The organism is Sutterella massiliensis, from assembly GCF_016899755.1.
Lineage (GTDB): Bacteria > Pseudomonadota > Gammaproteobacteria > Burkholderiales > Burkholderiaceae_F > Sutterella > Sutterella massiliensis.
In genome coordinates this window covers 1-603 of record NZ_JACJJC010000219.1, presented here as the reverse complement: position 1 = coordinate 603, position 603 = coordinate 1, and the positions used below count along the sequence as shown (strand labels likewise).

Below are 603 nucleotides of genomic sequence, written 5' to 3'. Positions count from 1 at the left end.
TGTTGGGGGCGGCCTTTCGCCCCAACGGAATTGTCACCGGGCTTGTTGTTTTGATCTGTTCGCCGCTTTGTGCGTTGGGTATTGGTATGGTTTGCGGGTCACTGGCGGTCTTTGTACCGGTCATCAGCAAACTTGTTCCCATGGTGCTCAGAGTAGCTTTTTTTCTTTCTGGAGTCTTTTTTTCCGTCAGTGCTTTCAAGCAGGATCTGGCGAATTTCATGCTCCTCAATCCGATTTTGCAGGCTGTTGAGCTCATGCGAATGAGCCTACACGATGCATATGTCGTGGAGGGTTTGAGCGTTACTTATCTCGTCTGCTTTACGCTGACATCGCTTGTCGTTGGTGGCTTCCTCGAGAGATACGCTCGATCTAGGAGGAAAGATCAATGATCGAGCTTCAGCATGTCTTTAAGTCGTATCCGCTCAAGGAAGGCAAGCACGTTGTTTTAAACGATGTCAACCTTCGAATTGAAGAAGGTCGGAACCTTGCTATTTTGGGTTTAAATGGTGCAGGTAAGTCAACACTTATCCGAATCATCGGAGGTGCGGAACCCCCTGACAGCGGGAGAGTTATTCGAACATCTGTCTCTTATACACATCTGAC

General features: G+C 48.4%; 2 protein-coding genes. Both read left to right on the top strand.

The genetic code is table 11. The features are described from left to right. On the top strand, positions 1-389 hold a 389-nt coding region (locus H6A60_RS12255), incomplete at its 5' end, for an ABC transporter permease (RefSeq protein ID WP_205105028.1). Then, the coding region (locus tag H6A60_RS14565; RefSeq protein WP_205105026.1) for an ATP-binding cassette domain-containing protein at positions 386-603 on the top strand (218 nt) is incomplete at its 3' end. The genes H6A60_RS12255 and H6A60_RS14565, both read left to right, overlap by 4 nt.